The organism is Paramicrobacterium chengjingii (assembly GCF_011751765.2).
GTDB classification, from domain to species: Bacteria; Actinomycetota; Actinomycetes; order Actinomycetales; family Microbacteriaceae; genus Paramicrobacterium; species Paramicrobacterium chengjingii.
Genome location: NZ_CP061169.1, coordinates 1,321,352 through 1,342,216, shown reverse-complemented (window position 1 = coordinate 1,342,216; position 20,865 = coordinate 1,321,352). Strand labels below are relative to the sequence as shown.

Here is a 20,865-nt window from a genome sequence, read left to right as displayed (position 1 = left end):
ACCCTCGCCTTATGAATGGGCGACGTTCTCACTGTCAGCGTGTTTGACAGGTTCAAGCTGGAATGTGGAATGCGCAACATCGAAATGCTCGGCAAGACACGATCCGAGCTGATCGAGGAGAGCGCCGACTTCCCCCTGCACAAAGACGTCTTGCTCGACGATGACGTGCGCTGTGAACACCGATTGACCTGACGTGATTGACCAGACGTGCACGTCATGCACCCCCACAACCCCCGGTGTCTTTCGAACGTGTTCGCGAATGACTTCGACGTCTGTACCTGCCGGTGTCGACTCGTTGAGCACACGCCAGACATCTCGCAGCAGTACGGCAGCACGAGGAAGGATGCCGGCAGCGATGAGCAGTGACGCAATAGCGTCGGCCTGTGCGAAACCCGTTGTCATGATCACGATCGCTGACAGCGCGACTAGCACCGATCCCAGGAGGTCTCCGAAGACCTCGAGGTAAGCGCCCTTCATGTTGATGGAGGTCTGGGCACTCGCCCTGAGAAGCACGAGCGATATGGCGTTGACAACGAGGCCGATGAGGGCAACGAGGAGAACGGGGAGCCCGTTGACGTGAACGGGCCCCGGGTCCATGAGTCGCTGCACACCCTCGATCGCGACAGTGACAGCGACGCTTGTCAGGATCAGACCGTTAATGAGTGCAGCCAGCACCTCCGTGCGCTGAAATCCCCATGTGTGTCGATCGGATGCCGGCCGGGCAGCGATTCCGATCGCAATGAGCGCGATGACGAGCCCAGTGAGGTCGGAGAACATGTGACCCGCGTCCGCGAGCAGAGCCAAGGACCCCGTGGCGATTCCGCCGACTACCTCGGCGATCAACGTCACCGAGACAAGACAGATGACGACGACGAGTCGTTTTCTGTTCGCCGTTCCGTGGGAGTGATCGTGGGCCATGGCTCCACGTTAGGCAGGTACGATCGCCGTTCTCAAGCGAGTCGCGCAGATAGGAATGATGGCCGTTCTCATTACCGTTCTCGCCCGGTACGAGGCGGCTCAGAGCCCCTGAAGGATCGGTGCCGCAGCGCGAAAGGCGCGTGCCCTGTGCGAGATCTCGTTCTTCACCTCCGGCAGCAGTTCTGCCGAGCTCACCGAGTATCCGTCTGGCACGAAGATCGGATCGTATCCAAAGCCGTTCTCGCCGGTCTCCTGCAGCGCCACACGGCCTGCCCACTCGCCTCTCGCGACCTGTTCCAACCCGGTCGAGGGGTCGACGATCGCGATGGAGCAACGAAACTGGGCCACGCGGTTCTGACGGGGAATGTCGGCGAGCTGGGCAAGGAGCAGCCGTCTGTTCTCGGAATCCTCACGCGTGCCAGACCATCGGGCCGAGAAGATCCCTGGCGCACCGCCCATGATGTCAACGCTGATTCCGCTGTCGTCGGCGAGCGCCACCCGACTGGTGTGCGCGGCGGCTGCCCGAGCCTTGATCAGCGCGTTCTCATCAAAGCTCGCACCATCTTCAACCGGCTCCGGCCCGTCGTATGCCTCAATTACGATGTCGGGAACGTCGCGACCGAGGATCTTCTGGAATTCGGCAATCTTGTGCGCGTTGTGGCTCGCAAGCACCACATGCATCGTCATTCGACGTCAAGGGCCTCGCGCTGGAGTACCGTCAGGTTCTGCCCTCCACCCGTCGCCAGGTCGAGCAGCGCGTCGAGCTCGGAACGGTCGAACGGTGCACCTTCGGCCGTGCCCTGAACTTCGACGAACAAGCCTCGACCAGTGACGACGACGTTCATGTCGGTCTCGGCGCGAACATCTTCGACGTACGCCAGATCGAGCATGGGCTCGCCGTCGATGATGCCAACGGAGACGGCCGCGACGCTGTCGATGAGCGGCACCGACCTCTTGCCGATGTGCCCCTTTCCACGTGCCCATTCCATCGCGTCGACGAGGGCAACGTAGGCGCCGGTAATTGCGGCGGTGCGTGTTCCTCCATCGGCTTGAAGCACGTCGCAGTCAATCACGATCGTGTTCTCGCCGAGGGCCTTCATATCGACGACGGCACGCAGGCTGCGGCCGATCAGCCGGGAGATCTCGTGTGTGCGGCCACCGATCTTGCCCTTGACCGATTCGCGCCCTGAGCGCTCGTTTGTTGCGCGAGGCAGCATCGCGTACTCCGCCGTCACCCAGCCTTTGCCCTTGCCCGTCAGCCAGCGCGGCACACCCGGCGTGAATGACGCCGTGCAGAGCACCTTGGTCTTGCCGAAGGAGATGAGCGCTGAACCCTCTGCTTGTTCGCTCCATCCGCGTTCGATCGTAATCGGCCTGAGTTGGTCTGCCGTGCGTCCGTCTTTTCGTGTCGTCACGAATTTTCTCCTTCTCTGAGTGCTGCGTGTAGCGAAGCGAGGTCGATGGCTCCGGTCTGAACCAGGTTGACGGACGAGATCTCGTGCCCGATCAACCGGTGCGCGAGCTCAAGAAACTCATCAGCGCTCTGCCCGGTCGCCTCATAGTTGTGTGTGGGTGGGGCGAAAGCTGTGCGCGCGATGCCGCGATCGATGAGTGTGCGATACACGTCGTTTGCCGTCTCGGTGTCACTCGACACCAGCGTGACGTCTGGCCCCATCACATACGAGATCACGCCTTTGAGAAACGGATAGTGCGTGCATCCAAGGACCAACGTGTCGATTCCGGCATCCCGCAGCGGACTCAAATACGTCTCCGCCACCTCGAGAACTTCCGCGCCCGTTGTGACACCGGCCTCGACGAACTCCACGAAGCGAGGGCAGGCCCTCGCAACGATCTCCAGATCGGGGGCTGCGGCAAATGCGTCGTGGTACGCGCGAGAATTGATCGTGCCCTCCGTGCCGATTACTCCGACCTTGCGATTGCGTGTCGTCGTCACTGCAGTGCGCACGGCCGGCTGAATCACTTCGATCACCGGAACGGAGTACCGCTCACGGGCATCCCGCAGCATCGCCGATGATGCCGTGTTGCACGCGATAACAATCATCTTCACACCCTGGGCGATTACGTCGTCGAGCACTTCAAGTGCGTACCGTCGTACGTCGGCGATGGGTTTCGGACCGTATGGCGAGTGCGCGGTATCACCGATGTACAGCACTGACTCATTGGGAAGCTGGTCTTGGATGGCACGAGCGACGGTAAGCCCGCCGACACCCGAGTCGAATATCCCAATCGGTGCATCAGTCACGAACCAAGCCTAGCGGCCACACGGGTAGGCTTGCGGCGTGAACACGTCGACGGCATTTCGTACCGACCGCTACGAGCTCACCATGCTCGAGGCAGCAATCACTCATGGCACGGCAGATACGCCGTGCATGTTCGAGGCGTTCGGGCGACGGCTGCCCGGGGCGAGGCGTTACGGCGTGGTTGCCGGTATCGGGCGCCTGCTTGAGCGCATCCGTGATTTTCGCTTTGCCGATGCTGAGCTCACGTGGCTCGCCGAGAACGACGTTGTGAATGCGAGTGCCATCGACTGGCTCGCGAACTATCGCTTCAGCGGTGACGTCTGGGGATACGCCGATGGGGAGGCGTATTTTCCGGAATCTCCGCTTCTCGTCGTCGAATCATCGTTTGGCGAAGGCGTGCTTCTCGAAACGCTGATTCTCAGCATCCTGAACTACGACTCCGCGGTTGCAACAGCGGCCACCCGAATGGTGACGGCCGCCGCGGGAAGGCCACTCGCCGAGATGGGCTCACGGCGTGCAAACGAGGATGCCGCTATCGCAGCCTCCCGCGCGGCGTACATCGCGGGATTCAGCGCGACAAGCAATCTCGAAGCTGGTCGCACATGGGGGATTCCCACAATGGGAACGGCGGCGCACTCGTTCACTCTGCTTCACGAGAACGAGGAGGAGGCATTCCGTGCGCAGGTTGCCACTGCAGGGCCGGGCACGACGCTTCTCGTCGACACCTATGACATTGCCGCGGGCGTCGAGACGGCGATTCGCGTGGCGGGAACCGAACTGGGCGCGATCCGCCTCGACTCGGGAGACCTGCCGACACTTGTCGTCGATGTGCGCAATCAGCTCGATCTGCTGGGCGCCCACAACACAAAAATCACTGTCACAAGCGACCTCGACGAGTATGCCATCGCAACGCTGCGCACAGCGCCCGTCGACTCGTATGGCGTGGGAACGTCTCTGGTAACAGGCTCTGGGTCACCGGCTGCCGGACTTGTCTATAAGCTTGTAGCCCGGCAGGACGGCAACGGAGACTGGGTGTCTGTCGCCAAGGCTTCTGCCGGAAAACGTTCGGTAGGCGGGCGCAAGTACGCCACGCGAGTGCGCGATGAGAACGGTCTCGCCCGTCAGGAGAAGGTCTACGTCGGGTTGGGGCCCGAAGAGGCGAACTCAATTCCCGCGTCGGAGCGCCCACTGCTCGAGCGGCTGATCACTGCAGGCGAGATCGACGAACGTCACCTCGGCGCTTCAGGCACGAGCCGTGCCCGAGAGCACCACGCAATGGTGAGGGCAGAGCTGCCAGCCGATGCATACCGGCTCGGCCGGGGCGATCCGGCGCTGCCGACGACATTCGCGTAGAGCAATGCCCGTCAGCACTCGCTATTCTTTGCGCATCCGCTCGTAGACCTTCTTGCACTCGGGGCAGACTGGAAACTTCTCGGGATCGCGCCCCGGCGTCCACTTCTTGCCGCAAAGTGCACGCACCGGCTTGCCGCTGATCGCCGACTCGAGAATCTTGTCTTTCTTGACGTAGTGCGAGAAGCGTTCGTGGTCGCCCGGATCGATCGTCTCTTTCTCAAGCAGTTCCTCGAGCTCACGATCGAGAACAGACGTTGACCCTCCCGTGGAGAGTGGATCTTCAGTACGCACCTGAACGTTCATGCTCTCCAGTGTAATCCGTGCGCACTGCGTGATCAGTGAGAAGTAGCGAATTCGATGATCTCGGGGCCTCGTCGATCGAAGGCGCGACCGCCAAGCCAGATCCCCGCGATAAACACGAGGATGCCGGTGCCCACGCCCGTCAGCAGTGCCCACACTGTCGCATCCGCATCGCCGAGGAGGCCTCTCCACGCGAAGTACAGCGTCGGAACCGACAGAACCACGGGGATCAGCAGACCGAATGTCTGGCTGAACCCTCCGCGTGCTCCGCTGTACTGCGGCTGCTGAAATGGACTGTCGCCCGGCGCTGCTGCCGGGTATGGGAACCGGGTCGAGAGGTAACTTGCGACCCCGAGGGATGCGAGCAGAAGGCACGCCGAGACCCCGAACATGCTCGGGAGCATCGACCAGTCGCCAAAGAATGCCATTGAGATCATGGAGCCGATCACGACGATCGGCACGCCGATCAGCAGAGTCGGTGCCGTGCGCCCCAGTCGATCTGCGTACCCCTTGACCCCGGAGGCGACGTGCAGCCATACGGCGCTTGCGTCGAACGCGAGGTCGTTGTGTAGCGACCATCCGAGAAAGAGGCACATGAACGGCAACGGCACGAGTGCGAGGGGCTGAGCTGGCACTCCGGCGATCAGAAGCGGCGGGATCAGCAGAAATGGAAGCACGGGAATGATGAGGATCGACACGATATACCGCGCGTCCCTTCCCCAGTAGCTGAGGCTGCGCGCCGCGATCGAGCTCGATGCCCGAGCAGGCATGATGTCGAACCAGCCGAGACTCCCAAAGCCTCCCTCGGGAATCTCGCGTGGCGCGGTTCGCAGTGCCCGTGCGACGAGTGCCCACCAGACGAAATAGAGAACTGCCGTCGTTCCCGCCGCGATGGCGAGCTTGCCGACGGCGCCGGCGACATCGCCGAGAGCTGCCTCTCCTGGTGCTGCCCAGACGGCTCCGAACGGCGTCCAGCTCACTGCCTCGGCAGCGCGCCCGAAATCGCTCATGCCGGAATTGGCGCTCCAGTCGATGCCCAGGGCGAAGATGATCGCGGGCGCAATGAGAACGAGAATGAGCACAAGAAACACTACGCGGAGCTCACGGGACTTTCGGGTGACAAGCGCTCCGCTGGCGATGTACTCCGCAATGCGTCCCACCAAGGCACAGGTGGCGATGGCGAACACAGCACAGATAACGGCGATCACCGTCGCGAAGGCTCCTCGGGACCAGGTGCCGATTGTCGCGAAGCTGAGCACAATCACCACAAGGCTGGGAATGCTCAGAAGACTGGCGAGCAAGGTGCCAGGGGCCAGAGCAGAACTTCGGATGCCGAATGGCGCGAACGTCCGCGGATCCAGTGGATCGGTCACTCCGAGCATGGCCGGAATGAGAAGGAACCCGAGTACGACGAATGACCCTGTGACAATGAGAAGGTCACGGACGTTTGCTGCCCCTGCACTTGCGAGTCCAACGAGACCCTGGGCAAGGAGCCACGTTCCGACCCCCACAACGATGATGAGCAGAACCGCACCGATGATTCGTGCAGGGCGCCCTCGAACGGTACCGAACGCGAGCTGCAGCCTCAGTCGGAGAAGCTGTGCAACCATTCAAGGTCCTCCGTCGCCTTGCGTCCGCCAACGAGCGAGATGAAACGCTCTTCCAGCGTGCTGCCGTTGCGCACATCGTCAATGGTGCCGCTTGCGAGAAGCTCTCCCCCGACAATGATCGCGACATTGTCACAGACACGCTCGATGAACTCCATGCCATGACTTGAAAGAATTACAGTGCCGCCGTTCTCGACGTACTTCTGCAGAATCTCGGTGATACTCGCGGCCGACACCGGGTCAACGGATTCGAACGGTTCATCGAGCACCAAAACACGCGGAGAGTGAATGAGCGCACACGCGAGTGCGATCTTCTTCGACATTCCCGCTGAATAGTCAGAGACCAAGCGCCCGACGGCATCCTCAAGTCCGAATGCCCTCGTCAGGCTCTTCACGCGAGCACGCACTGTGACGTTGTCGAGACCGCGCAACACCCCAGAGTAATAGAGCAGCTGTGCGCCCGTGAGCCGGTCGAACAGTCGCATTCGATCGGGCAGGGTTCCCATTGATCGCTTTGCCGCAGCGGAATCCTTCCACACGTCGATCCCGCTCACCGTGACAGAACCCGCGTCAGGTCGTAGCAGACCGGTGATCATTGACAGCGTCGTCGTCTTTCCTGCACCGTTCGGGCCGACGATCCCGTAGAAGGCTCCCGCAGGAATATCGAGATCGATCGATGTCACGGCGACAGTGTCCCCGAATTCTTTGCGCAGCCCTGAGAGCGCCACGGCCCCGCGAGACTTCTCCTGAATTTCGGTGTTTGCCGCGAGCAGCTCTGAGGCGGCTTGTTGTGCCGCTTGAGTTCGAGCTGCTCGAGCTGCCGCGCGCTCTGCCGAGCGTTCAGCAGCCTTCTTCCGTTCGGTCGCTATGCGTTCGCGCGCACGTGTCCACGACCCCACCGCCCACGCTTTCACTGCGTCGACGGCATCACGTGTGCCCGTCTCCGTCGCGGGGCTCTTCGCAGCATTATCTTGAGATGTCGCATCATCCGATGCCACTCGTGGTGTTGAGCTGTCGGCGGGATCGCTGATTTCTCGCGGCGCCTCCACTTGGTCCGCAGCCAACGTCTGGGCCACTGATGTCGCTGCGGAAGAAACCGCGGTCGAGACCGAGATAACCGGGGCTTTCGCGCTCTTCTTCGTCGCCGCTTCATTGTGAGCTGCATCAACGGGAGGCTGAATCGGCGCGGGCCGTGTCGAAGCCGAGCCGCTGGTCTTCTCCTGAGTCGCGGGGGTTTGCTGCTTGGGATCGCTTGCCGTGACCTGCGCTGCAGCCTTGGCAGCCTTGGCAGCCGCGTCTGCTGCAACGACGGACGACGTCGGCGCGGTCGATGTCGGTGCTGTCTGCTTTGGCGCTGTTTGCCTCGGCGCCGTCTTCTTCGCACTAGCTGTCGTCGAACTCGTCTTCTTCGTCGTTGACGCGGTCGATTTTGCCCCGGCCGGTTTCGCACTGGAAGACGCTGAGCCGGTCTGTGCCGACGTCTTCTTCGCCGTTGACGTTGACCTGCTCTTCTGTGTCGACGTCGACGCACCCGTGGTCTTCTGCGTCGATCCGGTTGGCGCGGCGACCGCCGACGTACGCTTTGCCTGCGTACTCTTTGCTTGCGTTGTCTTTGATTGCGTTGTCTTCTTCGGCGTTGCTTTCTGCGTCGTCGACTTCGTCGTGGACGATTTCGTCGCCGTCGTCTTCTGAGCCGATGTCTTCGGTGAGGATGTCTTCTGTGCCGAGGCCTTTTGACCAGACGCCGTTCGCGTCGAACTGGTCGTCGCCTTCTTCTTTGCCGGCCCTTCTGCTGGCTTCTCGGCTCCCCCAGCCTCCTGCGCGCCCGCAGGCTCTGTACCCACAGCTGCTGCTTTGGCCTTCTGCGTGGCCGTTGCCGATTTCGGCGCGCTCTTCACCGGAGCTTCCGCAACGCCGGCTCTGCTGCTTGTTGGCTTCTTGGCTGCTGAACTACTTGCCTTCCCGGTCTTCGGGCGAGACGCAGCGGGCTTCTGAGCTGCCGGCGAACGCGATGCTTCCGAGCTGCTGGCTCCGTCTTTTTGCGTCGCGTCATCCATCGCCGCCGATACTCGATCCGGTTTGCTCTCTGCGGAATCGGTGGGCGGCGTCTCATCGGGCAATGGCGAAGGCGCAGAAGTCACTCATGAAATCTACCAAGCGGTTCTGACAACCGCCTCATCCGAGCGAAGTATTTCCCTCAATTACTGCCTGAGAGAACACCGAGTGTGTGATTACGAATCCGCAACAAGCACCCCCTGAGCCTTATTCACGGAGAGTCGTCCGCTAACGTGAAAACTGGCATAAAGGGGTGTCACAGCATTTATCGTCGAGAGAACATCGCGTATCAATCGGGTGAATACCCGTTGATGTTCGGCTCGAATCGCAACGTGAGGAGCCACCATGACCACACAGGTCGTAATTTTAGCTGCGGGGATGGGCAGCCGTCTCGGGCGCTCTCTCCCCAAGCCGCTGACCGAACTCAACGATGGTCGCACGATCATGCAGCAACAGTTCGACAACATCCACCAGGCGTTCGGAAAGAACGTGAAGGTGTCGATCGTCGTTGGGTACAAGCTTGAGCACATCATCGAGGCCTTCCCCGACGCAAACTTCGTCTACAACGAGCAGTATGACCAGACGAACACGTCGAAGAGCCTGCTGCGCGCGCTCAAGGCATCGTCTGCAGGCGGTGTTCTCTGGATGAACGGAGACGTCGTCTTCGACCCGTCCGTGCTTGAGCGCGCGGCCGCGCTCGTCGCCCGCGACCAGTCGTTCGTGACCGTCAACACGTCACGGGTCTCTGACGAAGAGGTCAAGTACACGACGAGTGCCGAGGGTTACATCAAGGAGCTCTCGAAGACCATCAAGTCCGGTGCGCTCGGCGAAGCCGTTGGCATCAACTACATCTCGCGCGCCGACAAGGTGAAGTTCATTCGTCATCTGCAGCGAGTCGATGATCAGGATTACTTCGAGCGTGGACTCGAGCTCTCCATTTCGCATGACAATGTTCTTGTCGAGCCGATGGACATCTCAGATCTCTACGCCGTTGAGGTCGACTTTGCAGAAGATCTGGAGCAGGCAAACCTCTACGTTTGACCCGCTTCTTTATGATGCCGGCACGCGCTATGCGCGTGCCGGCATCATTTTGGCATTATGTTGGAGCCTGTGACATCAGCAGTAAACCCGAGGGCTCCACGCACGAAAGCGAGCCGTTACCGTAGCGCATTATGGCTGCTGACGAAACGGGATCTGCGCGTGCGCTATTCGACGAGCGCCCTCGGATACGTGTGGTCCATCCTCGATCCCCTGGTCATGGCCGGTATCTATTGGTTTGTCTTCACCGTCGTCTTCGACCGCGGCGACCGTATCGGCGAACAGCCGTATATCGTCTTCTTGCTTGCAGGGCTTTTGCCCTGGATGTGGTTCACCGGAACGATCTCGGATTGCACACGGGCGTTCCTCAAGGACGCAAAGCTCGTGCGCTCAACATCGATTCCCCGCAGCATCTGGGTGAATCGCCTCGTGCTCTCAAAGGGAATCGAGTTCGTGGCGTCCCTCCCCGTTCTCGCGGCATTCGCTCTCGTGTACAACGCCCCCATCACCTGGTTTGCCCTCTTGTTTCCCCTCGGAATTCTGCTTCAGGCCGTTCTCATCATGGGAATCGGGCTGATCATTGCGCCCGCCGTTGTGTTCTTTCGTGATCTCGAAAGAGCGACGAAGCTCATTCTCCGCTTCTTGTTCTATGCGTCGCCCATCGTGTACGGATTCTCCGACCTTCCAGAGAGCATTCAGCCATTCGCGGCTTTCAACCCGCTCGCGGGAATCATGTCGATCTATCGTTCAGCATTTTTCGCTGACCAGCTCAATGTGTTCGCCGTGGCTATGTCGGTTCTCGTTTCGGTCGTGCTCCTCGCGATTGGAGTGCTCGTGTTCAGCCGCTCCGAACGCAGCGTTCTGAAGGAGCTGTGATGACAGCATCCGTTATCTCCGTCGTTGACCTCGGTGTGCGCTTTCGCCGCAATCGACGCGGGCGCCGCAACTTCAAGGACCTCTTCGCTGGCAAGAATCGTCGATCTCGTCCAGGCGAGTTCTGGGCACTACGCAACGTGTCTTTCGACGTTCAGCGCGGCGAGGCGATCGGGGTAGTGGGCCGCAATGGTCAGGGAAAATCAACGCTTCTCAAACTGGTAACGGGCGTACTTCTCCCCGACGAGGGAACGGTGACGGTCTCGGAGGGAGTAGCGCCGCTGATCGAGATCACCGGCGGGTTCGTGAATGACCTCACCGTCAGAGACAACGTCTACCTCACGGCGGGGCTGCACGGCATGAGTCGTCACGATATCGAAGCGCGCTTCGATGAGATTATCGATTTCGCTGAAATCAGTGACTTTGTCGATACGCCGTACAAGCATCTGTCGAGCGGTATGAAGGTGCGCGTTGCCTTTGCTGTCATTGCTCAACTCGATGAACCGATCATGCTGGTTGACGAAGTTCTGGCCGTCGGTGACAAGGCGTTCCGTGAGAAGTGCTACCGCCGTATCGATGAGATGCTCGCTGGCGGGCGAACGCTCTTCTTCGTTTCGCACAATGAGAAGGATCTGCGACGCTTCTGCACGCGCGGGCTGTATCTGGACAAGGGCGCGCTCGTTCTCGACGCGGCAATCGACGATGTGCTCGACCGCTATAACGAGGACCACAACAGTTAATTCGCAGGGCTCATCCAGATGAACACGGGAAACTGTCTCTGACGCAGTGAGGAGGCGCAATGCCGATGCAGAAACCGAGCCCGACGCCGGAGATCGTTGCGCCCGACATCTACGCAACGCCACGGCGCTCCGAGCCGCTGCCCGCCTGGGTCAAAGCAATCGACAAGGTTCTTGCCGTGCAGCGGCCCGTTGTCGTCTCCCACCTTCGCGGCATCAGGCGACGGAATCCCGAGGCGACGAACGAGCGAATGCTGCGTGTTCTCGAACGACGTTATCTGGCTGCCGTCACAGCGGGCGGTGCAGCAGTGGGAACGACGGCTGCCTTTCCGGTCGTGGGAACCGGAACTGCGCTCGCCCTGGCGGGTGCTGAAACACTCGGCTTTCTCGAATCGACAGCGCTTTTCGCTCAATCAGTCGCCGAGGTCCATGGACTACCCGTGGCTGATCCCGACCGCGCACGCGCACTCGTCGTCACCATGATGCTCGGAGGCTCGGGGAAGGAGATTCTGCGACAGTTCTCAGGCGAGCTGCTGAAGACTGCTCGCCCGCGCTCGAAATTCTGGGGCGAGATGATCACTTCGAGCATGCCACAGGCTGCCGTCGGCCCGGTGGCGGACGAACTCACAAGACGATTTCTCAAGAAGTTCGTAACTACCAAGGGAACGACGATGATCGGGAAGATTGTTCCGTTCGGCATCGGCGCAATGATCGGCGGGGTTGGCAATCACGTCGCTGGACGCGACGTCGTGCAAAGCGCACGAAACGCGTTCGGTCCCGCCCCGCTCATTCTCCCCGCAGAATTCGAACCACGCTGACATCGGTTGCCGTGGAATGGTGCCGTCGCGCGTCAGTGTGGGGAGTCGACGGTGCGTTCAGCCAAATCTATCTCGTGGATGCGCGCGTGCTCTGCCCATTGGTCCATGAGGTGCTGAACGGTATCGTGAAACCGCTTCGTCGCCGTGCCCGGTGTCGTGTCGCCAAAGTAGTACTGTGACCACGTGGCAATGCGCTCCACAGTCTCAGGGTCGTGCAGCAGACGATCGATCTGCTCGGTGATCTCCGCGACATCGTCGACCTCGAGCCACTCACACGCAGACAAATAGCCTCCCGCATCGATTTTGGCGCGTTCACTCACCGGCCGCGTCACCATGAGCGGCTTGCCTGTGGCGAGGCGATCGTAGATCATGGCGGAGATATCGCTGATGGCAACGTCTGCTGCGGCGATCTGCCAGCCGATCTCAGAGCCGTTATCGAAGACGTGCTGCGCGGTTGGATCCGCTTTATTCGCCGCGGCGAGCATGCCAATGATCTCGCGATTCGCTTGTCCATAGAGATTGTTTACAATGCCGGACCGAGGGTGCGGGCGGTAGATGACACGATGCCGACCCGTGGCAAGGAGCGCACGGACCAACCCGACTCCGTGGCTCGCGATGGAACCATATGCCGCGGCGGCTCGATCGCCTTCCCACGTTGGCGCATAAAGAACGACAATTCGCTCATCAGGTGTGTAGGGAAGAGCGCCAGAGAAGTGATCGGCCTGCGGTCTGCCGATCGGCAGCGCGCGTTTGTCAAAGTCATAGTCCCACAGCACACGTTCAAGTCGAGCACGTGCTGCCTCACCAGCGATCAGGCTGTAGTCGTACGCCTTGAACTGGTTGGTGGTCATGTACATCTTGTCGCTCTCACCGTGATTGATGAACACATGCCAGCGCTGACCGTAGCGGAACATCTGGAAATTCTTAGCGTTCTGGTTCACGTAGAAGACAATGCGGATGTCTTGCCTGGCCACAGTCTTCTCGAGGTCGGCGACAGTGCGCACGTATGTCACGGGGAGTGGCGACTCGTCGAATAGTTGAAGCGCCGCTGTCGACCCGCGGCTCAGAATGAGAACAGGCCAGGTCTTCGCAAGCTCAAGGAGAGGCTTGTACCACTGACGAATCTGGTACATGTTCACAGCTTCGTCGGCGAAGTAGACGGCAATCTTGAAACGCTCAGGCTCCAGCGGCGGCTGCGACCGTACTTTCTGACGCAGCACCATGTGCGCTCGACGGTTGTCGACGAGCTTCTTGCCCAGTTGCATGGCTTTTTGGGCGTCTCCGATCACATTCATCGTGCCTCACAGTATCGAGCACAGATAACAGTTTGCTTGGAGCGCATCAGATGACCGGTGGCCTTCCTGCTCGGGCCATGCGAAAGACTGTGCGCCAGCGCATTGTCGAGCGCGGTCCTGGATTCTTCGTCCAACCTTCCCGCCATCCACCAAACCATGTTGAGAGCACATCGGGGCTGCGCCACCAGCGAAGCAGGGTGATTCCTGTCCACGCAAAGACGTAGACGGGCTGCAGGATCAGCGGCAGATTTCTCCGTGCGAGCCACACCCGATTACGCGCATTGAGGCGGTAATAGTCGTTATGACGTGTCGGGTGGACGAAGGGGTGATTCGCCACAAGATTACCGGCGTACCAGGCGCGCCTGTCGGTATTCCATACGCGCCACGCGAGCTCGATGCCCTCGTGAGCGTAGAAGTACTCGTCGCCCCATCCCCCACACTCGTCGAAGACCACTCGTGGCATCACGATGACTGCTTCGAGGCATGAGAAGACGTTGCTCGAGTGCGTGCGCTCGCCCTTCAGGATGCGAGGGATCCACCGCCGCGGCGCGCGTCCGTCGACGGCGTCTTCCAACCGAGGCTGTATGAGTCCGATATCGGGATGGGCCCTGAAGATGGCGATCGCGTCACGCAGGAATGTCTCGCTCGGCAACGTTGCATCGTCGTCAAGAAAGAAGATGTACTCCCCCGACACTGATGCCGCCCCACGATTGCGCCCAGCGGGAATTCCGATGTTCTCGGCAAGTCCGAGGCCACGGGCTCCCCCCGGCAGTCCTGTGGGCTGCCAGCCGTTACCGACGACGACGATGTCGCACGTAACACCCTTCTGAGCCTGAACCGATTGTATGCCGGCTGTCAGTTCGACTGGTCGTGTGCCTTGCGTGAGCACAACAACGCCGACTGATGGCCCGCCCCGCTCAGGCGCGGACACGTTGAGACGTCATGATTGCGATGAAGTGTCCAACGAGCGTGAGCACCGCAACGACGAGCAGGATGACCAACACGCCACGCATGGCAATCTGATCCCCAATGAAGAGGCCGACGACTGCGGCGGCAAAGATCACCATGGTCATCTCGACGGAGTGGAAGATGCGGTGGAGCGGAATCACTCTGGCCAGTCGACGCAGCTTCGCGAGAAGACCGCTTGTGGGCGCCATCTCGGCGTCCGAGTAAGTGAGCTTGGGTGCCCCGAAGTTCGCTCGGGCCACACGCACCATATCGTTGAGCGCCTTGTTCAGAACGAGCACGAGCGCCAGCGCCAAACCGAGCGTTGTCCAGAGATAGTCGCCATCGGGCGTGAAAGGGTACCCCGCTGCTCGAATGGCGAGTGCGAGCGGAATCAGGGCTTCCGTGGAGTAGTGACCGACAGCATCCAGAAACGCGCCAGCAGGCGACGAGGTCTTGCGCCATCGGGCAACCTCACCATCGCAGCAGTCGATGAGCATCTGAACTTGGCACAGTACGAGAGCGAGAGCCGCTCCGCCAAAGCCCGGAATGAGAAGGGATGCCGCAACGGCCCAGCCGCTGAGGATCATCAGGCCCGTGACTCCGTTCGCGCTGATCGATGTGCGCAGCAGAAGCCAGGTGACGTACGGCGAAAGATCGCGCAAGTACAGCGCCGCCGTCCAGTGCTCGGCATTCTTGCGTGAACGGACCTCGTCCGGCTGCGCTACGGCGCGCAGCTCGGCGATCGTCCGAGGACGACGGGGGCGTTCGTCATTCGGGAGCGACACGGGTGTTTTGACCCTTCTCGTACTTCTGGGCGGCAATGTTGCTGGCGAGCAGGAGGAAGCCAGGGATGAATCCCACTCCCCAACAAAAGTGTATGCACGGAAGCACGATAATCAGCCAGCACCGCACTGCTGCGCTCCGAACGCCCGGCAGAGTAAGTGCCGCGCCGAGCACGGTGAGCACATACACGGCAGGAATGGCGAAGGCGAGGACAAGCCACGGTGCGGCACCCATGATCGCCTGCGCGATGCCGACAAGTCCGACCACTGTGCCCAGAGCAACGCCGATCACCATGAGCGGAGGCACAAAGTATCTCAGTGTGTTGCGCACGGGAAAACGCCGGCTGAGTTCGCCGCGCCACATTCCCGTCGAGAAGAACTGCCTCGCCAGACGAGACAACGACGGTCGCGGGCGGTACACGACCCGAAGCTCAGGAGTGAACCAGACAATGTGCCCGCCCTGGCGGATGCGTCGGTTGAGCTCCCAATCCTGGCCGCGTTTGATGCGCTCGTCAAAGAGCCCGACCTGTGTCAATGCATCGCGCCGGAAGACGCCGAGGTACACGGTGTCAGCCGGCCCCTCTTTTCCGCCCACGTGATGAGGGGTTCCGCCAAGTCCCACGCGCGAACCGTACGCTGCGGCGACGGCCTCCTCGAAAGGCGTCGTCCCTCTCGCATCCATGATGCCGCCGACGTTGCCCGCGCCAGTACGAGTGATTGCCTCGACCGCGATACGCGTGTAGTCGGAGGGAAGCACAGAATGAGCGTCGACGCGCACGATGATGGGGTGCTCGGTTGCCCGAATGGCGATGTTGAGCCCTGCCGGCGTCGACCCGACGGGGTTGTCGATCACGCGTACGCGTGAATCCGCTCGCGACAGCGCCTCGACGAGCTCGTTGGTTCCGTCAATGGACGGACCGACAGCGATCGCTACGTCGAACGGCCCCTCGTAATCTTGTCCGAGCAGACTGTCGACGGCGGCACGTACATGGGTCACGTCGTTCAGCACAGGCATGACGTACGACACGCCAGGCAGAGTGCCCGACGTGGGCACCTCTGACGCTGATGTTCCCATGTTCTCCACTCGATGTTGGGCCGGGGATGAGCTTATCAGCAGCGGCTCAGAGACAACGCAAGCGCCCGTGCTCTGACGGCACGGGCGCATGCGACTCGAATGCTATTCAGGCAGTTGCCCCAGCGTGGCATCCGCCGTATATGTCTTCCCGTTTCTCACGTACGTAAGCACGACGTCGCTACCCGCCGCGCTTGCCTTGACCTGCGCGACGAGATCGGAATCGCTCGTGATCGCGATGTCACCGTACTTGGTAACGACATCGCCCGCTCGGAGACCCGCTTCATCGGCGGCTCCACCTGCTGTGATGTCTTTCACGAGTGCACCAGCTACCGACGCGTTCGGGTCGCTCGCAGCGTTCGTGACAGCGGCACCGAGCAGTCCGTGCGTTGCGGTTCCGGTATCGATGATCTCATCGGCGATGCGCTTCGCGACGTTGGACGGAATCGCGAATCCGACGCCGATGCTTCCCGACTGAGAGCCACCCTCAGAACTTGACCCAGCGCTCGCGATCGCGACGTTCACGCCGATCAGCTCACCACTGTCGTCGACGAGAGCTCCGCCTGAGTTACCGGGATTGATTGCTGCGTCGGTCTGGATGACAGCGAGTGAGATATACCCTCCGTTTGAGGAGCCGTCTTTCTGGTCTGGGAGACCAAACTCGAAGGGAGCATCCTTGTCAGATCCGTTATCTGGGTCTTCGGGAACCGCAGAGGACGCTACCGTGATGCTTCGGTTGAGCGAGCTCACGATTCCATCGGTGACCGTGCCGCTGAGACCTAGAGGAGCGCCGATCGCAACAGCGGTGTCGCCGACATTCACGTTCGATGAGTCGCCGAACGTCATTGGCGTCATGTCTGACGCATCCTTGAGCTTGATCACGGCGAGGTCGTACACAGGATCGGTGCCGACAACCGATGCCGTGTAGATGTTGCCCGCATCGTCTGTCACCTGAATGTCGGCGTCTGCCGACTCCCCGTCAAGCGTGACGACGTGATTATTTGTCAGAACGTACCCGTCTTTACTCAAGACGATGCCGGAGCCGCTTCCCGCCGCCTTCGTGCCGCGAACAGAAATCGTCACGACGCTCGGTGCTGCCTTTGCTGCGATCGCCGTCGTCTCGGTGACTTCTTTGTTGTTGTTGATCGTCACTGACGAGTTCGGGGACGAGTTCGTCACCTCGTTGCCCTGCTGAGCGCTATCGATGATCGAGAAAGTTCCCGCACCGGATGCGCCACCGACGAGTGCACCGATCACGAGACCGGCAACGAGCATCCGAGTGCCCGTCTTCTTCTTCGTCTTAGCGGGCTTCTGCGGCGCGCCGGGGTTCGGCTGGCCCGGCATGCTGGCCGTCGGGGGCGCGCCATGTTGTGCAGCACCGTGATGGGGCGCTGGAGCGCTGGGGTAGCCGGTATAGATCGGCTGACCGTACTGCTGCTGAGGCATTCCAAACGCGTTAGCGTTGGCTGCACCCGGATGCTGCGGTTGCGCAGAGTCGTATGCCGACGAAGGGGCTGACCACGTGTGAGGAAGCTCAGGCTTCGGAGGGAGCCGATCTGAATCGGCGGAGTCGCCAGCCAGGCTCGGATCGAAGGCCGCCTCGTTATGCCCATTGTGCACCTCGTGCTGAGGCGTGTTCTGCTCACGTGGGGTGCCCTGCTCGCGCCCGGCATCTCCGGATTCGGGGGGCGTTGGGGTGTTGGAATCGTTGTCGTTCATACTGAGTTCCTTCCAGACATCACCAGTGTGCGACTCGAAGCTATCGATCCCGCGTGCTGCGCCTATGACGGAGCTATGTTAAAACTGCGACCCTTCTGTGAGGGTGCTATCTGCAGGCTAATGCAGGCGACTGACCATTCTCCGAAAGAAGCCTGCCGATGTGCCGAGATTGGCGAGGGTCGAACGATCAGCAGCTGTGCGCCGCTGCGGATAGCCTAGGTGCATGCGTGATCATGGTGGATGGCGAAAGGCGGCGGCGGGGGCCGGTCTCCTGGCGCCAGACGGTTCGATGACAGAAACGATATTCGCCGAGATGACTGCACTCGCGGCTCGCACGGGGGCGATCAACCTGGGTCAGGGCTTTCCCGATGAGATTGGCCCGGCGCATGTGCTGGAGGCTGCGCGTGCGGCGATTGCGGCGGGGACTAACCAGTACCCACCCGGCAGAGGAACTCTCGAGCTGCGGAGCGCGGTGAGCGAGCATCAGAAGAGGTTCTACGGGCTTGACGTCGCCCCTGAGACAGAGGTGCTCGCGACGGCCGGAGCGACGGAGGCACTTGCCGCGACGATCCTCGCGTTGATCGAACCTGGGGACGAGGTGCTCACCTTCGAGCCGTATTACGACGCCTACGGAGCTCTGATCTCGTTGGCCGGCGGTGTGCACACCACGGTTCCGCTCCCCTGGCCTCACTTCGAGCCGGACCTCGATCTGCTCGAACGCGCGGTCACCGATAAGACCCGAATCATTCTCGTGAACGACCCGCACAACCCGACCGGAACGGTGTTCAGCGCAGCGACACGTGAGCTCATCGTGCGGCTCGCTGAGAAACACGGAGCGACAATCGTCACAGATGAGGTTTATGAGCATCTCACCTTCGGCGTACGCCACACCCCCATTGCGACGATGCCTGGAGCAGAGGGCCGCACCGTAACGATCTCATCTGGCGGTAAGACGTTCAACACGACGGGATGGAAGATCGGGTGGCTGACAGCATCCTCAGATCTCGTCGACGCAATTCTCACTGTCAAGCAATATCTGACGTACTCGAATGGTGCCCCTTTGCAGCCTGCCATCGCTGCGGGGCTGCGAAGCAATGATCGGTTCTTCCACGAGCTGGGCCCCGATCTCGACCGTAAACGTCGTCTTCTGAACGACGGACTGAGAGCTGCGGGGTTCGACGTCGCCGACTCTGCTGGAACGTATTTCACCGTCGCCGATGCCGCAGCTCTCGGCTTCGACGACGCTGTGGAATTCTGCCGTGTTCTTCCCGAACGCGCTGGCGTGATCGCCGTGCCGATCTCCGCATTCGTCATGCCGCAGCACGCGAGCGACTACAGTTCTCTCGTGAGATTTGCATTCTGCAAGCGCACAGAAGTATTAGAGCAGGCAGTCACGCAGCTTGCCGGGCTCCGGCGCTGACCGACGTCGCTCCACTCAGTCACGGGCGCGTGCCACGATTCCGTAGCGGCGCAGCTGCAGCGATGGATTGACGGCACGTGTCTCGGTGAGCACAGCCCGCGAGACGAACGCGACAACGACGTCTGACTGCGTACCGAGAGTCGCAAGCGGCACACCGGACGGGTCGACCACCATACTGTTGCCCGCTCCGATCGAGGGCGGATGGTCGGCACCCGCAACGTACACGGTGTTCTCGATCGCGCGCGCCGTGAGAAGCGTACGCCAGTGGTGCTCCTTGAGGGGACCACGCACCCACTCTGCGGGCACGAGCACGACCTCGGCTCCGGCATCCACGATGCGGCGAGTGACCTCGGGAAAGCGAAGGTCATAGCACGTTTGCAGGCCGAAGCACAGGCCACCGGCTTCGAACGTCTGCGGCTCGTCGAGCTCTCCGGCAACGACCCAGTCGCTCTCCTTCTGCCCGAAGGCGTCGTACAGGTGCTGCTTGCGATACACCGCCACGGTCTCTTCTTCGGGGCCAACCGCAACTGCTGTGTTCGAGAACCGGCGCGGATCATCCGTCGTCTCGACAAGTCCAGCGACGATGTGCACACTGAGCTCGCTCGCAAGTGCCTCAAGCGATCGCACGAACGGACCATCGAGGCCCTGAGCGTGCCGCGCGAACGAATCGTCCATCGGATTCACGAAGTAACTCGAATACTCGGGAAACACGATGACGGATGCTCCGCGCTCCGCCGCGCGGATCGAGAACGAGCGGATCGTCGCCAGGTTCGCGTCGATGTCGGGCGTCGGCGCAAACTGGGCGACGGCAACGCCAATCGGTTCATGCAGTGTCATACCGTCAGCATATGGTTCGTTTGCCCGAGTCGGTAGTGATTGTCAGGCGAGCGCACCAGCAGCATAGCCAGCCTGGCCGATGTGCTGCGCGGCATCGTCGATGATGCTGACGATCCGCACTCCCCTGGTCACCGGCGGGTTCCAACTGTCATCGATCACCTCGCCGAGGTCGTCGTCGCTGAGCGTGCGCAGGTAAGCGATCAGAGCGTCTGTCGTCTCGGAAAGATACTCATAGAGCACCTCAGCGTCGTTGACGCGAATGGCCCGTGCCTCGTCTGGCGTGTGCCCGAAGCCCACCTCGTCGCCAGCGCTTCCCAATCCCGTCTTCTGCGCATAGTCGCGCGTGCTCCACACCTCGTCGGCGCTGATGAGTGCTGCGAGCTGAACATCGATTTCGCGTCCGGTATGCCAGAGAAGCCACGCGACAGAATTATCGTGGCCGCCAGGATGCCCGTTCAACACGTCGGGTCCAAGTTTCGAACGCAAACGTTCTGCTGCTTGGCGCGGTCGATTCGCTGCTTCAATAAGAATGTCGCGTGCGTTCATGCCCGCTACGGTACACCCGTCTCGCTGGCCAGAGGCCGACAAAGAAAGAACCCCCGGAATCGTGATGATTCCGGGGGTTTCTGGTTGCGGGGGCAGGATTTGAACCTACGACCTCTGGGTTATGAGCCCAGCGAGCTACCGAACTGCTCCACCCCGCGGCACAAGAAATTACTCTACCAGAGCCTTGCGACTCCCCCAAATCGAGGCGACTCGAGCTGAGCGAGATCAGTTAAATGGATGCTGCCGGTCGGCGCAGAGCGTCGACCGGCAGCATCCATGCGGCATC

The 20,865-nt window shown here is 61.1% G+C and carries 20 protein-coding genes and 1 tRNA gene; 6 read left to right on the top strand and 15 right to left on the bottom strand.

Translation table 11 applies throughout. The annotated features are described in order from the left end of the window. Window positions 1-9: 9 nt before the first annotated feature. The 4 genes from HCR76_RS06440 to murI form a co-directional block, all read right to left on the bottom strand. A complete protein-coding gene (locus tag HCR76_RS06440; protein ID WP_166989281.1) occupies window positions 10-918 on the bottom strand; it encodes a cation diffusion facilitator family transporter in 909 nt (302 codons plus the stop codon). A gap of 99 nt (window positions 919-1,017) precedes the next feature. Continuing rightward, window positions 1,018-1,605, bottom strand: coding sequence for an RdgB/HAM1 family non-canonical purine NTP pyrophosphatase (rdgB, locus tag HCR76_RS06435; RefSeq protein ID WP_166989279.1), 588 nt, complete (start codon window positions 1,603-1,605; stop codon window positions 1,018-1,020). Continuing rightward, window positions 1,602-2,333: a ribonuclease PH gene (gene rph / locus HCR76_RS06430; protein WP_166989277.1), complete on the bottom strand. Its 732-nt coding sequence runs from the start codon at window positions 2,331-2,333 to the stop codon at window positions 1,602-1,604. Before rph ends, rdgB begins: the two co-directional genes overlap by 4 nt. Beyond that, window positions 2,330-3,181 (bottom strand): glutamate racemase, encoded by an 852-nt coding sequence (gene murI, locus HCR76_RS06425; RefSeq protein ID WP_166989275.1) that lies wholly within the window; start codon window positions 3,179-3,181, stop codon window positions 2,330-2,332. The genes rph and murI overlap by 4 nt, the downstream gene beginning before the upstream one ends. Window positions 3,182-3,218: 37 nt before the next feature. Here murI and HCR76_RS06420 point away from each other — a divergent pair, with 37 nt between their 5' ends. Then, on the top strand, window positions 3,219-4,532 hold the full coding sequence (locus HCR76_RS06420; protein WP_166989273.1) for a nicotinate phosphoribosyltransferase: 1,314 nt from the start codon (window positions 3,219-3,221) through the stop codon (window positions 4,530-4,532). Window positions 4,533-4,553: 21 nt separating this feature from the next. On the opposite strand, the gene HCR76_RS06415 is transcribed toward HCR76_RS06420, so the two are convergent. Genes HCR76_RS06415 through HCR76_RS17660 form a run of 3 tightly spaced genes read right to left on the bottom strand, consistent with a single transcriptional unit; the run spans window position 4,554 to window position 8,580 of the window. Next, on the bottom strand, window positions 4,554-4,835 hold the full coding sequence (locus HCR76_RS06415; protein ID WP_166989272.1) for a DUF3039 domain-containing protein: 282 nt from the start codon (window positions 4,833-4,835) through the stop codon (window positions 4,554-4,556). Between the two features lie 32 nt (window positions 4,836-4,867). Continuing rightward, on the bottom strand, window positions 4,868-6,442 hold the full coding sequence (locus HCR76_RS06410) for a hypothetical protein (protein ID WP_166989270.1): 1,575 nt from the start codon (window positions 6,440-6,442) through the stop codon (window positions 4,868-4,870). Further along, window positions 6,418-8,580 (bottom strand): ABC transporter ATP-binding protein, encoded by a 2,163-nt coding sequence (locus HCR76_RS17660; RefSeq protein WP_342357144.1) that lies wholly within the window; start codon window positions 8,578-8,580, stop codon window positions 6,418-6,420. The genes HCR76_RS06410 and HCR76_RS17660 overlap by 25 nt, the downstream gene beginning before the upstream one ends. 259 nt (window positions 8,581-8,839) lie before the next feature. Between HCR76_RS17660 and HCR76_RS06400 the strand changes: the two genes are divergently transcribed. From HCR76_RS06400 to HCR76_RS06385, 4 genes are all read left to right on the top strand, one after another. Beyond that, window positions 8,840-9,535: a phosphocholine cytidylyltransferase family protein gene (locus HCR76_RS06400; protein WP_166989268.1), complete on the top strand. Its 696-nt coding sequence runs from the start codon at window positions 8,840-8,842 to the stop codon at window positions 9,533-9,535. A 69-nt stretch (window positions 9,536-9,604) separates the two neighbouring features. After that, window positions 9,605-10,408 (top strand): ABC transporter permease, encoded by an 804-nt coding sequence (locus HCR76_RS06395; RefSeq protein WP_235933998.1) that lies wholly within the window; start codon window positions 9,605-9,607, stop codon window positions 10,406-10,408. Next, window positions 10,408-11,145, top strand: a complete 738-nt coding sequence (locus HCR76_RS06390) for an ABC transporter ATP-binding protein (RefSeq protein WP_166989264.1) — start codon at window positions 10,408-10,410, stop codon at window positions 11,143-11,145. The genes HCR76_RS06395 and HCR76_RS06390 overlap by 1 nt, the downstream gene beginning before the upstream one ends. A gap of 59 nt (window positions 11,146-11,204) precedes the next feature. Continuing rightward, entirely contained in the window at window positions 11,205-11,960 is a 756-nt protein-coding gene (locus tag HCR76_RS06385) for a hypothetical protein (RefSeq protein ID WP_166989262.1), read from the top strand. 32 nt (window positions 11,961-11,992) lie between these two features. On the opposite strand, the gene HCR76_RS06380 is transcribed toward HCR76_RS06385, so the two are convergent. The 5 genes from HCR76_RS06380 to HCR76_RS06360 all read right to left on the bottom strand — a co-directional run bounded on the left by HCR76_RS06380 (window position 11,993) and on the right by HCR76_RS06360 (window position 17,776). Next, window positions 11,993-13,255 carry a CDP-glycerol glycerophosphotransferase family protein gene (locus HCR76_RS06380; RefSeq protein ID WP_166989260.1) on the bottom strand — a complete coding sequence of 421 codons (1,263 nt, stop codon included), beginning with the start codon at window positions 13,253-13,255 and terminating at the stop codon, window positions 11,993-11,995. A 46-nt stretch (window positions 13,256-13,301) separates the two neighbouring features. Continuing rightward, window positions 13,302-14,186, bottom strand: coding sequence for a glycosyltransferase family 2 protein (locus HCR76_RS06375; RefSeq protein ID WP_166989258.1), 885 nt, complete (start codon window positions 14,184-14,186; stop codon window positions 13,302-13,304). Beyond that, a complete protein-coding gene (locus HCR76_RS06370) occupies window positions 14,173-14,988 on the bottom strand; it encodes a CDP-alcohol phosphatidyltransferase family protein (protein ID WP_166989256.1) in 816 nt (271 codons plus the stop codon). The genes HCR76_RS06375 and HCR76_RS06370 overlap by 14 nt, the downstream gene beginning before the upstream one ends. Continuing rightward, on the bottom strand, window positions 14,972-16,060 hold the full coding sequence (locus HCR76_RS06365; protein ID WP_166989254.1) for a glycosyltransferase family 2 protein: 1,089 nt from the start codon (window positions 16,058-16,060) through the stop codon (window positions 14,972-14,974). The genes HCR76_RS06370 and HCR76_RS06365 overlap by 17 nt, the downstream gene beginning before the upstream one ends. 102 nt (window positions 16,061-16,162) lie before the next feature. Next, on the bottom strand, window positions 16,163-17,776 hold the full coding sequence (locus HCR76_RS06360) for a S1C family serine protease (RefSeq protein ID WP_166989252.1): 1,614 nt from the start codon (window positions 17,774-17,776) through the stop codon (window positions 16,163-16,165). Window positions 17,777-17,999: 223 nt separating this feature from the next. On the opposite strand from HCR76_RS06360, the gene HCR76_RS06355 reads away from it, so the two are divergent. Beyond that, complete coding sequence (locus tag HCR76_RS06355) at window positions 18,000-19,196, top strand: aminotransferase class I/II-fold pyridoxal phosphate-dependent enzyme (protein ID WP_166989250.1); 1,197 nt, start codon at window positions 18,000-18,002, stop codon at window positions 19,194-19,196. 15 nt (window positions 19,197-19,211) lie between these two features. Here the strand turns inward: HCR76_RS06355 and HCR76_RS06350 are convergent, their stop codons facing one another. From HCR76_RS06350 to HCR76_RS06340, 3 genes are all read right to left on the bottom strand, one after another. Beyond that, complete coding sequence (locus HCR76_RS06350) at window positions 19,212-20,033, bottom strand: carbon-nitrogen hydrolase family protein (protein ID WP_166989248.1); 822 nt, start codon at window positions 20,031-20,033, stop codon at window positions 19,212-19,214. A 42-nt stretch (window positions 20,034-20,075) separates the two neighbouring features. Further along, window positions 20,076-20,579: a mycothiol transferase gene (locus HCR76_RS06345; protein ID WP_166989246.1), complete on the bottom strand. Its 504-nt coding sequence runs from the start codon at window positions 20,577-20,579 to the stop codon at window positions 20,076-20,078. A gap of 81 nt (window positions 20,580-20,660) precedes the next feature. Beyond that, a tRNA-Met gene (locus tag HCR76_RS06340) sits at window positions 20,661-20,737 on the bottom strand. Window positions 20,738-20,865: the final 128 nt, after the last annotated feature.